A 12,887-nucleotide genomic window follows, 5' to 3' on the forward strand; every position below is an offset into this window, starting at 1 on the left:
AGAAATTATGAAAAAACGCAGCTTCAAACTTCTTAGCATTGTTTGTCTTTCTGCACTCGTTGCAGCTTGTTCTTCCACGTCTGGATCAGGCGCTGGCGGTACTGATGCTTATGGCAATGGTTCTGGTTACAATGGCGCTCAAGCAAGCACTTACCATGATGAAATGTATGGCAAACGTGGCACACAAGATCGCATCGTATACTTCGATTTTGACTCAGATCGCTTACGCCAAGAATCATATGCTGTTGTGAGCGCACATGCAGCAGAACTTCGCAACAACCCATCACGCGGCATCATTTTAGAAGGCCATACTGATGATCGTGGTTCACGTGAATACAATATCGGTTTAGGTGAAAGACGTGCTAAATCTGTTTCCAGCTTAATGGTTTCAGAAGGTGTTAGCCCTAACCAAATCCGTGTTGTGAGCTATGGTAAAGAGCGCCCTGCTGTCGGTGGCTCAGATGAAGGTTCTCGCGCACAAAATCGTCGTGTAGAAATCATCTACTAATCATTAGCTTTCAAACCTTTCAAAGCGTACAGAAAGAATCTTTCTGTACGCTTTTGCTATCTATGGCATAATTATTTCTTTTTTATGTCGAAAAGATCATGAAAACCACTAGCTTACAGCTATATAAAAGACTCCTTTCTTACACAAGTCAAAGACGTGGCATACTTATTTTTGCATTGGTTGCCATTGCAATGTCTGGTGTATTTGAAGCAGGTTTATTTGCACTATTAAAGCCTATTTTAGATAAAGGCTTTTTTGACAAAGACCCAAGCTTTATCCAAATGATGCCATTTATCTTAATTGGTGTATTTTTAGTCAAAAGCATCTTTGCTTTCTTGGGTAATGTTGGCATGCAATTTGTTGCACAAAAAGTTATCCAAACTTTGCGTCAACAAATGTTTGACCGCCTAATCACTTTGCCCATTGCAGAATATGATAAAAATAGTTCTGGTTCACTCTTATCTAAACTCACATTTGATGTTAACCAATTATTAACCATTAGCTCTTTCGCATTAGTGACTTTAATTAAAGACTCTGCCGCAGTTATTGGCCTATTATTCGTAATGTTCTATAACAGCTGGAAAATTAGCTTGGTGATGTTTTTAATTGCGCCTTTTATTGCCATTATTTTACGAGTTGTATCTAAACGCCTTCGCAAGCTTTCTCATAAAGCCCAAGAAGATATGGGCCACTTGAATCACATTACAGAAGAAACCATTCGTGGTAACAAAGAGATCAAACTCTTCAATGCTTATGATTTTGTGAGAGAACGTTTCCATAAAACCAATAATCAGCTACAACGTGTGAATGTAAAAATCATGGTGGCTTCTGAAGTTGCTAGCCCATTGGTTCAATTATTGATCGTATTCTGTGTTGCAGGAGTCATTAGCTATGCATCACAACAAGTCAGTGATGATGGATTAACACCTGGTGCATTCTTAGCTACACTAGCTGCAATGGTTGGCTTATTGAATCCTATTAAACGTTTAACTCGCTTAAATGAATCACTACAACGCGGTTTAGCGGGTGCAGAAAGCGTATTTAAATTAATCGATGCGCCGATTGAACGCGATACAGCAACCCATCACAATCCTGAAAAACTACCTTTAAGTATCCAAGGCAATATTCACTTTGATCAAGTAAGTTTTAACTATGGCGAAGACTTACCTAATATCTTCAACCAACTGTCCATTAATATTAATGCCAAAGAAACCATAGCATTAGTTGGTGCATCTGGTAGTGGGAAAAGTACTTTTGCCAACCTACTCGCAGGCTTCTACTCACCAACAGATGGTAAAATTTTAATCGATGAATATAATTTAGCTGATTTATCTTTGAGAGATTATCGCCACCATATTAGCTATGTGAGCCAACATGTTGTCCTCTTCGCCGATACAATTGCCAACAATATTGCATTGGGTGACCCAAATCCAGATTGGGATCGTATTGTTACTGCTGCTAAAAATGCCAATGCATGGCAATTCATTGAAAATATGCCTGAAGGCTTAAATACTCAAGTGGGTGAAAATGGTAGCAAGCTATCAGGCGGACAAAGACAAAGAATCGCAATTGCTCGTGCCCTCTATAAGAAAGCACCGCTACTCATTCTAGATGAAGCAACAAGCAGCTTAGATACTAAGAGTGAATTCAATATTCAAGAAAGCATCAAAGTGCTCAGCGAAGATACAACTATGATTATTATTGCGCATCGTTTAAGTACAATTGAGCAAGCAGATCGCATTATTGTTTTCGATGCTGGACAAATTGTAGAAATGGGCACACACAAAGAGTTGTTGGAAAAAAACAACATTTATGCCAGCCTTTATCGTTTAGGAGAAGAAAAATAATAAATCACATAATTCATTGAAAAAACTGCGAATTTACTGGTATATTATATTTCTAGCAAGGATAGCTGTATCAGATTTTGTATGATTCAGGATAATATATTTTCATTTTTGACACAAAAATGTATGTTTTTTACCAAAAATGCGGTATCATTCTGCTATCAGTTGTGTTATTCTTGCGCTGAATATATTTACACTTATATTATTTAGGTGTTCATTTTTTATTTAGTTTAGGTCCTTATTTGGAGGTTACATATGAAAAAGCAATTAACTACTTTAGTAATTGCTGGGCTTGTTGCTTCAACATCAGCAATGGCTCAACTTGAAGGTTTAGTTGACAGACAAGGCGAATTCGTAAGAGATCGCCAAGGCGAATGCGTATTAGTATTAGATGGTACTTCAGGTTGCGGTACACGTAGCGTATCTTTGAATGCTGATGCTTTCTTTGATTTTGACAAAGCTGTATTAAAACAAGCTGGTAAAGAAAAATTAAACGAATTAGCAGCTGACATTAAAAATGCTGGCGCAAAAGTTAAATCAATTAACTTAGCAGGTTATACTGATGCTATCGGCACTCAACAATACAATTTAGGTTTATCTGAGCGTCGTGCTAAATCTGTAGAAGCTTACTTGGTTGCTAACGGCGTTAACCCTGCAATCATCACAACAGAAGGTTTTGGTAAAGAAAACCCAATCGCTACTAATGACACAGCTGAAGGCCGTGCTCAAAACCGTCGCGTTGATGTAACTATCAAAGGTATCGCGAATAAGTAATTCATTACTTATCTAGACTATCTAAAAACACCTAATAAATTAGGTGTTTTTTATTGCCTAAAATTTAAGAAAATATGATGGTGAAATAAAATAATCCATAGGCACATCATGCGATTGCCGCATCAATACTTCATTCACTAGCTGAAAATCCCAACCAACACCAATCAATATCACATCATCCTGCAAAGGCCCTAAATAACAATCATAATAACCTTTGCCCATACCGATCCTAGTGCCTGTATGATCGATTGCAGTTAACGGTATAATAAAAGCTTCTGGTATAAAATCCACAATAGCGGTTACTGGCTCTAAAATATTATATTGCCCTTTTTGCCATAAATTTGGATCTTCATAATTTACAAATACGAGCTCATCATTATTATTAATTTTTGGCAAAGCAATAACATCATGTGAAATATAATCCATCACACAATCTACAGAAATTTCATTTTGAATGGCTGAATAAATGGCGATCGAAGAAAATTTTTGAATAAATTCAACTAATTTTTCGTTCAACAGGGATTGATAATAATTAATGTATTCTGAATTAAGTGCTTTGCGTTTTGCAAGCATTTGATGACGAATTAGAGATTGCATTGTCATAAGATATAGAGTGGACTCCGAAGCACCGTTAGGTATACTTTACCCTTGAACCGAATGGTTCAAATGGATATAAGTTTAAGCACCTTAGGCTCCCGAAACAAGTCGGTATGCTCACTGGTACCTAGTAATATATCTTACGATATACTTAGGATCAAGGGGACTTAAGTATATTAAACACGTATACTTCAGAAATCCACCCATGACAGAAGTATAGCATTTTTTCACCAAAGCCCATAGTCTTGATAAATTTTTACGCTTTGGCTAAAACTAGTGCCGTAATCCTATCTACCCCTGCATTTTTCAATGCTTGCGAAGCAAATTGCAATGTCTTACCTGTTGTTAAGACATCATCGACTAATAAAACATGCCCACTAATTTGATCGCACTCAAAAGCATTACGGAGATTTGTTGCTCGTTCATACTTAGATAGGTTACTCTGAGGAATTGAAAATGCATGTTTATGCAACTTATCATACTCAACAGGTCGGTCAATCAAAGACTGCAAACTATTCACAACCTCCAACATATGATTGAATCCTCGCCCTGCCAATCGCACACGATCCACAGGCATCGGCACAATCCAATCAATCGTTTCTAATAAATCTTTATGCTCAATCAATACAGGTTCTATTAATGCTTTAATGACACGAACCATATGCATTTTATGATTAAACTTTAAACGAATAATCGCATCACGCATTGCATGATGATAGTGATAACCAACAATATAATGATCAATTGGGTGAACATCCTCATTCAACTCACAAGGCAAACAATGACTGCCTGTCAACAACCCACCACAACACGATTCACAATAATTCCATTGCCGTTCAGTTTGAGCATAACAAGAATCGCATAGCACTGCATCATCCACAGATTGATGGCAAATGAAGCATTGCTCGGGATAAAGCACCTGAAATATACGTTTCAACATTTTAGAAATGTTTAACTTGAGAATAATCTGGAATTTTTAAACGTGTATCAGAATCTTTTAATCGCAAAGGTAAATCAGGCTCAAATACATCAGGATTGATCGATTGCACTGCACGCACAACATCATTCACATGCACACTGTAACTATCCGCTAAGCTCTGAAATAATGGCAATAAAGACTCATCTATCTCCATTGCTTCCACAATTGGCACCGATCTTTCACCCAACATTCTGCGCGGCCTTAATATTTCATCACTACTATATTTAGCCGAATTCAATAATGGACGATACAACGATGAACGATAAGAACTCATCATCAATGGGTAAGTTGTGAATAATGCACGATAACTTGGTGCTGTCGCTTGATTAGTATTCTCTTCTGTAATTTTTAGCACATCTTCATTTTTAATGATCGTCACTTCACCATCAGCTGAAATGCGCTCAATTTTTTCGATGATTTTAGGCAATGGCGTTTCACGAGAAGCAATGCGAACATTATTGGGCAATAACCAACCCACAGCATATTCAAATTGTGCAAAATCATCCAAAATAGCTTCAGCCATTTTAGAACCCTCTTCTAGCTCTTGGGGTGAAACTTTTGTTGCCAATACATCACGATAAGCGACCAAATCACTTGCGCCATGGCGTGATGCAATCACAGCCCAAGCATAAGATTCCGCCATATTTTTATAGGTACCAATCCCTAATCTTGCCAATGTGGAATAGTTAAAAGCTGCATCAATATGCCCTGCTTTAGCAGAACTTAAATACAATTCTGCTGCTTTCACATAATCGCGCGGAATGCCTGTGCCTGTTTGATACATTGTCGCTAGATTATTCATGGCATCTACATGCCCCAAATCCTCTAATTCTGTGAATAATCGATAAGCTTCCACATAATCTTGACGATCATAAGCACCCACAGCATCAGTGAAATTATCAGCAAAGCTAACAGCATTGATCATGATAAGTAAAGCTAACGTTATTCTTAACATATGTGGCAAATCATCATTAATGGATCATGGTCACTATAAGATCGATCACTATTGGAATCTGTATTGATATGCGTAATCGAACTTTCTATATTTTCAATTTGGTCATTGTACAGAATATAATCTAAAAGAATGGGCTTTTTGTGATATTTGTAAGTGTAAATTTGATATTGCAATGCTTGATGAGCACTCTCAAATCCTTGAGAAGCCATCGCCTGCACAGTTTTACTTGCAAACGTATCATTCATATCGCCCATCACAAATAACGGCAAATCCATTAAATTATTCTCTTGAATATAATCTGCAATTAACTGCGCTTGCTTATTGNATGGTCACTATAAGATCGATCACTATTGGAATCTGTATTGATATGCGTAATCGAACTTTCTATATTTTCAATTTGGTCATTGTACAGAATATAATCTAAAAGAATGGGCTTTTTGTGATATTTGTAAGTGTAAATTTGATATTGCAATGCTTGATGAGCACTCTCAAATCCTTGAGAAGCCATCGCCTGCACAGTTTTACTTGCAAACGTATCATTCATATCGCCCATCACAAATAACGGCAAATCCATTAAATTATTCTCTTGAATATAATCTGCAATTAACTGCGCTTGCTTATTGCGCTGTTTCTTTGCTTGTTTTTTCGTTTGATCTTTTATGCTCATAGATTTCAAATGGCAATTGATCACTTGAAATATCACATCATCATATTGAAATATTGCCAATAATGGAATGCGCGAAGCGGCAAACTCTCCTGTTTCATTACCCACAAAGAACTCAGAATCCTGACCAATTTGCGCTAATTGCTTCAATTCAATTTCTGCTCTATAAAAAAAACCGCAACGAATATTAATATTTTCAGCACCACCGCTACTTTCTGGCTTGGGGGCTATTTCAGCATAGTGATAAATTTGCTGAAACTCATCCAATAACACTTTGCAAATATCATCTGCAACCGTTGCTCGAACAGTTAATTCACCATCTTTCTGCAATCCACCTAATTCTTGTACTGCAATCACCAGCGGAGATTGCAAATCTTCTACAATAGAACGTGCAAAATTTTGAATTCGCTCTCCATCGGACCATTCCCCCAAGTTAGCAGCATTAATTGTTGCGATTTTTAATTCTTTCATTATTCAAAGTAGAGCGAATAACACGCTTCCAATAATTGGCTTTTTTCGGGATTATCACGATATTTTTCAACATTCTCTTGATAAATTCTCTGCTGTTCAACTAAGTTTACTTCACGACGTGCATTGCAGTATTTTTCCCACTCTTGATACTCTTCACTGCTTAACGATTCAGGGAAATTCTTCGCACGATACAAAAATAGTAATGGTGCAATTCGAGCATCATTGAATTGATAGTTCGCAGATTTTAAATCTTCAGCAGATAAATATGGAATTTGCTCCATCACTTTTTTATCTTCATGGCCAAAGAATCCATCATACAGCATTGATTCTACACGTTGTAAAATTGGCTGATCAGAATAGGATGGGGCTGTTGTTGGCTTAAATACTTCTGTTGACTTACGCTCAACTTCAGATAATTTCCCCATAATGATAGCAACTTTATCTTGTGCCGCTTCAATATCTAAACCATGCAGATCTTCCACATCACGCAACACACCAAAGGGCGCAACGATTGGACATTTATTGAAATGAATCAGCTTTAAAGGTACGCGATTGCGACCTTCTTCTAAATCTCCTGTTGCAGTATACATAGCAGTTTTAATCTCTTCTGCACTGTAATTTAATAGCTCATTCATATCACCACGAAGATCAATTACAATCACCGCATTCTTATTCCAAGGATGCATTGCAATTGGCATCACCAATGACAAATAGCCATTCACTTCACCAAACATCCCAGAAACATGCACTAAAGGTTTATACATATGCTTTTCAATGATGGGCTGCAAATCTTTTGCACGTCTATTTTGATAGAAATATTCAAAAAACTTTGGCTGTGTTTCTTTAATCAATTTCAGCACAGCAATGGTTGCATAAACATCGCTTAATGCATCATGAGCATGCTCATGTTCTAAACCATTCGCTTTAGATAACTCTTCTAATTTTAGGCTCGTTTTACCATCAAATTCTGGCCATTGGATGCCCTCAGGACGAAGCGCATAAACACCACGCACCAAATCCAAAGCATCCCAACGAGAATTACCATTTTTCCAAGTATAAGCATAAGGATCAAAGAAGTTACGATAAAAGAGATAGCGCGTCATTTCATCATCGAAACGCACTGAATTAAAGCCCAATACACAAGTATTTGGCTTCATAAATTCATCATAAACTCTTTTGGCAAATTCATGTTCAGGCAAACCATGTTCATTACAATAATCTGGCGTAATACCTGTAATTAAAATCGCTTCTGGTGATGGAATATAATCATCATATTGCTGACAATGAATATTGATTGGCTCATCAATAATATTAAAATCAGCATCCGTACGAATCGCTGCAAATTGTGCGATTCTGTCATTTTTTGGGCTAATCCCAAATGTTTCGTAATCGTAAAAGAGAAATTCAGCCATTATAGTGAGAAGTTATCCCCCAAATATGCTTTGCGCACAATTGGATTATTCAACAATTCTTCTGTACTACCTTCTGCAATTACTTGTCCACCACTTAAAATATATGAGCGTTGGCAAATACTTAGTGTTTCACGAATATTATGATCTGTAATCAACACACCAATGCCACGATTAGATAGATCCAATATAATCGTTTGAATATCCGCAACTGATAATGGATCAACACCTGCAAAAGGTTCATCCAACAATAAAAACTTAGGATTCAATGCCAAGCTTCTTGCAATTTCAACACGGCGACGTTCACCACCTGATAATGACATACCCAAAGAATTTGCAATATGTGTGATTTTAAAATCTTCCAGTAATTGATCAGCCAATGCTTCTTGTTGTTTTTTAGTCAAATCTTTACGCGTTTGGCAGATTGCCAAAATATTATCACGCGATGTCATCTTACGGAAAATAGAAGCTTCTTGCGGCAAATAACCAATCCCTCGATGTGCACGCTCATGCATGGGCAATTTTGTAATGTCTTGATCATCTAAAAAAATATGACCTTCATCAGCCACAATCAATCCCACTGTCATATAGAAACTTGTTGTTTTACCTGCACCATTTGGCCCAAGCAATCCTACAATTTCACCAGCGTTCACATAAAATGATGCACCACTCACAACTGTACGTTTTTTAAAGCGCTTAACCAGCTCTTTAGCTTTCAATTGCATGGTTATTTCCCTTTCGGCTTAATTTCGAAAAACACACGATCAGATTTATTATTGCCACTCAATGCTTTGACTTTTTTATTCAAAGTATCGTATTCAATCACATTGGCTTCAACAATATCTGTATCTTGCGTTAATTTGGCATTTTTCTTTAATACTAATAAATTTTTCTTAGGGAAATATTCTAAAATTTCACCTTCGCCAAATACCCAAGGTTTATCTTTCTCTGGCAAGTATTTAATTTTAATTAATTTACCGTTCGCAATGACTTTATCTAATTCATCATTGACCATTGTGAATTTTGCATGATCCGCTTGGATTTCCAATGTACCTTGCACCATCACAACATTGCTATCATAAAATCCTTCATTGATCTGCTGATCATATCCACCTGTATCTGCTGTGATTTGTATCGGCAAACTGCTATCTTCAGGCAAAGCATGAGCCACAGAAAATAGTGCCATCACAAATAGCGAACTAAGGGTTACTTTCATCTTTGATGGTTTCATAATAGCTCTTCACATCCTTTAATAAGTTAAATTGACCAATTTTAGGATAACCATCCAAACCAATACCTTCAATTGTATTATTTGGATATGTGCGAATTTTTGTCCACACATCGTTGGTCACTTTTTCACCTTTATCATGCACAAATAATTGTGATGTATTTAAAATTGTTGTCTTCGCATCTTTTTTATCGAACTTAGTTAACACAACATTATCATTCATCGTGATCAAGGATTGATCTTCATTCACTAAAGCAATATCACTTCGTGCAGTCCAATCTCGTTGATCTTCCAATGTAAAATGCGTCAAAAATGGATCATCTAATGTTGAGCCACGTTCATCATCAAAATGACGCATTTCAGGCCCTTCAATTTCATAAATCTTTTGCCCATTTTCATTGAAGCGCACTAAATCATAATCCTTCACAACAAATAAAGGATAAGGTGATTTTTGCACTTCTTCAGTATTGTTTTCACGATATAAATTCATGGAAACATAGCCCAATATACCGATCACAATAATGAAAAATAAGTTCTGTAAAAGTTGCTTAGAAAACACGTTTATTGTGCCTTAATTGTTTCGATACCATTATCAGTTGCTAACACCAATAAATCTGCTGGACGATGTGCAAAAATACCATTTGTCACAACACCAACGATTTGATTAATGTGAGTTTCCAATGCCAATGGATCTGTAATATTTAAACCAAATACATCAATGATTGAATTGCCATTATCTGTGATCACATTTGGACGAATACGCGCTTCACCCAATTTATTCAATTCACGTTGAACATGACCAACAGCCATTGGAATCACTTCTACTGGTAATGGAAATTTACCTAAAGTTTCAACATATTTAGATTGATCTGCGATACAAATGAATTGATCGGCATGTGCTGCAACGATTTTCTCACGCGTCAAAGCAGCACCACCGCCTTTGATCATGTGCAACTGTGCGTTGATTTCATCCGCACCATCAATGTACAACGTTAATTTTTCAACATCTGTTAAAGGAACGACTTCAAAACCCAATTGGATGAGTTGTTCTGTTGAACGCTCTGAACTTGATACCACAACATCAATCAAATGACGAACATCTGGTAATAATGCAATCAAGCAATCAACTGTTGATCCTGTACCAACACCCAATAGCTCACCTTTTTTGATATACGTTAAAGCTTTTTCTGCCGCTAACTGCTTTAAAGTTTTTTGACTCATTTTGTTCCCCTAACTAAAAACTAGGCACATTATAGGTGTTTTTAAGGCTAAAAGGGAGTTTATTTATAAGAAAAACAAGGTTCGTCTCTAGTGGTTAACTTGAGTTTCCTGTATAGTGTGAGGCTTATGAACCAAAAACTGAAAGGATTTAATAATGAGCATTGCACCTAACAAAGTTGTATCTGTTTTCTACACATTAACAGATGATGCAGGCAACGTGATTGACAGCAATAAAGGTCAAGAGCAAGCATTAACATACATTCAAGGTGTTGGCATGATGATTCCTGGCTTTGAAAAAGCATTGGAAGGCGCAACAGCAGGTCAACAAGTTGCTTTCAGCGTAGCACCAGAAGATGGTTACGGTGTTCGTAGCGAAGAAAACGTATTCACAATCAGCAAAAGCCAACATTTCAAAGATTCAGATGATATTCAAGTGGGCGGCATGATCGCAGCTGAAGAAAATGGTCATCAACGTCATTTCGTAATTTTAAGCGTAGAAGGTGATGACATCACTTTGGATGCAAACCATTTCTTAGCAGGCAAAACTTTGAACTTTGATGTAGAAATTAAAGAAGTTCGTGACGCAACTGCACAAGAATTAGATCATGGTCACGTACACGCAGGCGGCCACGATCACTAATAAAAATAATTAGGATTTATTCTTCATGTCTAAACCTTGTTTTCAATTAAAGGGCGGTCTTTTCACATTGACCGTTCTTCATTTACAAACGAATGATCTCAAAGAGTTCGAAGAAACTCTCAACACAAAAATTGCTGAGTCTCCTGATTTCTTCAAACAACTACCTGTGATCGTTGACTTAAGCCAATTGCCAGAAGATGCATTACATTTAGATTTTAATTGGCTCAAAAACCTTTTAATCAATCAAGGCATCATTCCTGTTGCATTGCACAATATTCCTAAGAACTTATTGAACAAAGCAACACAAAGCGATTGGGGCATTTTCCCAAACATTCAACCTCGCTATGACAAGCCAAAAGCAGAAAAAGTAGAAATTGAACCGAAAAAAGAAGTGGAAAAAGTTACAGCACCACAAGAAGAGATAACTGCTGTTAAACTTGTCACAAATCATATTCGCTCAGGCCAACAGGTGTATCATCCTGGTGGAGATTTGATTATCATCAATACAGTAAATACTGGTGCAGAAGTTTTAGCAGATGGTAATATCCATATATATGGCGCTTTACGTGGTAGAGCATTGGCTGGCGTGAAAGGTGATACTTCTGCCAGAATCTTTTGCCAATCATTGGAAGCAGAGCTCGTCTCTATTGCAGGAAAATATAAAGTATTAGAATCCATTGCAGATGAGTGGCGCGGTAAAGCTGTACAGATCTATCTTGAGAATGATGATTTAAAAATTGAACAATTTACCAAAGAATTTTAAACATAAGAACTAGGAGTAAAATGTGGCACGAGTAATAGTTGTAACTTCAGGCAAAGGTGGTGTTGGTAAAACCACGACAAGTGCTAGCATTGCCGCTGGTTTAGCAAAACGTGGCAATAAAACAGCTGTGATCGACTTTGATGTGGGTTTGCGTAATCTAGATCTCATTATGGGTTGTGAACGTCGTGTGGTTTATGATTTTGTTAATGTTGTGAATAACGAAGCAACACTCCAACAATCTTTGATTAAAGATAAACGTTTAGAAAACCTATTTATTTTACCTGCATCACAAACACGTGATAAAGATGCACTTTCTGTAGAAGGTGTTGAAAAAGTGATCGCTGGCTTAAAAGACATGGGTTTTAAATACATCATTTGCGATTCACCTGCGGGTATTGAAAAAGGTGCTCAGTTAGCAATGTACTTTGCAGATGATGCAATTGTAACAACTAACCCAGAAGTATCATCTGTACGAGATTCAGATCGTATTCTAGGTATTCTTGCGAGCAAAACAGCCAAAGCTGAGAAAGGCGAAGAGATTAAACAACATTTGATTTTGAACCGTTATAGCCCTGAACGTGCTGCATCAGGCGATATGTTATCAGTGACTGACGTTTTAGAAATTTTAGGCATTCCTTTATTAGGCGTTGTACCTGAATCAGAAGCTGTATTACAAAGCTCGAATGCGGGTGTTCCTGTAATTTTGGATGAAGAGGCTGATGCTGGCCAAGCATACGAGGACATTATCTCTCGCTTCTTAGGTGAAGATAAGCCACATCGTTTCATTGAAGCAGAGAAAAAAGGCTTCTTCCAAAAACTCTTTGGAGGTTAATT

16 protein-coding genes and 1 other RNA gene are annotated in these 12,887 nt (G+C 37.0%); 6 read left to right on the forward strand and 11 right to left on the reverse strand.

Going from position 1 to position 12,887, the window contains the following annotated elements; all coding sequences use genetic code 11:
- Positions 1 to 7 precede the first annotated feature (7 nt).
- From pal to BZK16_RS08185, 3 genes are all read left to right on the forward strand, one after another.
- Positions 8 to 508, forward strand: coding sequence for a peptidoglycan-associated lipoprotein Pal (gene pal, locus BZK16_RS08175; RefSeq protein WP_077928409.1), 501 nt, complete (start codon positions 8 to 10; stop codon positions 506 to 508).
- 98 nt (positions 509 to 606) lie between these two features.
- Positions 607 to 2,355 carry a lipid A export permease/ATP-binding protein MsbA gene (gene msbA, locus BZK16_RS08180; protein WP_077928410.1) on the forward strand — a complete coding sequence of 583 codons (1,749 nt, stop codon included), beginning with the start codon at positions 607 to 609 and terminating at the stop codon, positions 2,353 to 2,355.
- Positions 2,356 to 2,607: 252 nt separating this feature from the next.
- On the forward strand, positions 2,608 to 3,126 hold the full coding sequence (locus tag BZK16_RS08185; RefSeq protein ID WP_077928411.1) for an OmpA family protein: 519 nt from the start codon (positions 2,608 to 2,610) through the stop codon (positions 3,124 to 3,126).
- A gap of 57 nt (positions 3,127 to 3,183) precedes the next feature.
- On the opposite strand, the gene BZK16_RS08190 is transcribed toward BZK16_RS08185, so the two are convergent.
- From BZK16_RS08190 to rpiA, 11 genes are all read right to left on the reverse strand, one after another.
- The gene (locus BZK16_RS08190) at positions 3,184 to 3,729 is read right to left on the reverse strand and encodes a 5-formyltetrahydrofolate cyclo-ligase (protein ID WP_077928412.1); all 546 of its coding nucleotides are present in this window, start codon (positions 3,727 to 3,729) and stop codon (positions 3,184 to 3,186) included.
- A gap of 10 nt (positions 3,730 to 3,739) precedes the next feature.
- Positions 3,740 to 3,924, reverse strand: a non-coding RNA gene (gene ssrS, locus BZK16_RS08195) — 6S RNA.
- A 55-nt stretch (positions 3,925 to 3,979) separates the two neighbouring features.
- Positions 3,980 to 4,663 (reverse strand): ComF family protein, encoded by a 684-nt coding sequence (locus BZK16_RS08200; protein WP_143691161.1) that lies wholly within the window; start codon positions 4,661 to 4,663, stop codon positions 3,980 to 3,982.
- A 1-nt stretch (position 4,664) separates the two neighbouring features.
- Complete coding sequence (locus tag BZK16_RS08205; RefSeq protein WP_077928414.1) at positions 4,665 to 5,657, reverse strand: tetratricopeptide repeat protein; 993 nt, start codon at positions 5,655 to 5,657, stop codon at positions 4,665 to 4,667.
- Positions 5,651 to 5,932: an endonuclease/exonuclease/phosphatase family protein gene (locus BZK16_RS08210; protein WP_077928415.1), complete on the reverse strand. Its 282-nt coding sequence runs from the start codon at positions 5,930 to 5,932 to the stop codon at positions 5,651 to 5,653. Before BZK16_RS08210 ends, BZK16_RS08205 begins: the two co-directional genes overlap by 7 nt.
- A 29-nt stretch (positions 5,933 to 5,961) precedes the next feature.
- Positions 5,962 to 6,792 (reverse strand): endonuclease/exonuclease/phosphatase family protein, encoded by an 831-nt coding sequence (locus tag BZK16_RS08215; RefSeq protein ID WP_077928416.1) that lies wholly within the window; start codon positions 6,790 to 6,792, stop codon positions 5,962 to 5,964.
- Complete coding sequence (sbcB, locus tag BZK16_RS08220) at positions 6,792 to 8,204, reverse strand: exodeoxyribonuclease I (protein WP_077928417.1); 1,413 nt, start codon at positions 8,202 to 8,204, stop codon at positions 6,792 to 6,794. Before sbcB ends, BZK16_RS08215 begins: the two co-directional genes overlap by 1 nt.
- Positions 8,204 to 8,926 (reverse strand): LPS export ABC transporter ATP-binding protein, encoded by a 723-nt coding sequence (lptB, locus tag BZK16_RS08225; protein WP_077928418.1) that lies wholly within the window; start codon positions 8,924 to 8,926, stop codon positions 8,204 to 8,206. The genes sbcB and lptB overlap by 1 nt, the downstream gene beginning before the upstream one ends.
- A gap of 2 nt (positions 8,927 to 8,928) precedes the next feature.
- Positions 8,929 to 9,432, reverse strand: coding sequence for a lipopolysaccharide transport periplasmic protein LptA (gene lptA / locus BZK16_RS08230; RefSeq protein WP_233145239.1), 504 nt, complete (start codon positions 9,430 to 9,432; stop codon positions 8,929 to 8,931).
- The gene (gene lptC, locus BZK16_RS08235) at positions 9,401 to 9,988 is read right to left on the reverse strand and encodes an LPS export ABC transporter periplasmic protein LptC (RefSeq protein ID WP_233145240.1); all 588 of its coding nucleotides are present in this window, start codon (positions 9,986 to 9,988) and stop codon (positions 9,401 to 9,403) included. Before lptC ends, lptA begins: the two co-directional genes overlap by 32 nt.
- A 2-nt stretch (positions 9,989 to 9,990) precedes the next feature.
- Complete coding sequence (gene rpiA / locus BZK16_RS08240; protein ID WP_077928420.1) at positions 9,991 to 10,650, reverse strand: ribose-5-phosphate isomerase RpiA; 660 nt, start codon at positions 10,648 to 10,650, stop codon at positions 9,991 to 9,993.
- Between the two features lie 154 nt (positions 10,651 to 10,804).
- Between rpiA and BZK16_RS08245 the strand changes: the two genes are divergently transcribed.
- From BZK16_RS08245 to minD, 3 genes are read left to right on the forward strand one after another with little or no spacing between them, the layout of a single operon-like run.
- Positions 10,805 to 11,290: an FKBP-type peptidyl-prolyl cis-trans isomerase gene (locus BZK16_RS08245; protein WP_077928421.1), complete on the forward strand. Its 486-nt coding sequence runs from the start codon at positions 10,805 to 10,807 to the stop codon at positions 11,288 to 11,290.
- Between the two features lie 25 nt (positions 11,291 to 11,315).
- Complete coding sequence (gene minC / locus BZK16_RS08250) at positions 11,316 to 12,053, forward strand: septum site-determining protein MinC (RefSeq protein ID WP_077928422.1); 738 nt, start codon at positions 11,316 to 11,318, stop codon at positions 12,051 to 12,053.
- Between the two features lie 22 nt (positions 12,054 to 12,075).
- Complete coding sequence (gene minD, locus BZK16_RS08255) at positions 12,076 to 12,885, forward strand: septum site-determining protein MinD (RefSeq protein WP_077928423.1); 810 nt, start codon at positions 12,076 to 12,078, stop codon at positions 12,883 to 12,885.
- The last annotated feature ends 2 nt before the right edge of the window (positions 12,886 to 12,887 follow it).

Source organism: Wohlfahrtiimonas populi (genome assembly GCF_002006795.1).
GTDB lineage: Bacteria > Pseudomonadota > Gammaproteobacteria > Cardiobacteriales > Wohlfahrtiimonadaceae > Wohlfahrtiimonas > Wohlfahrtiimonas populi.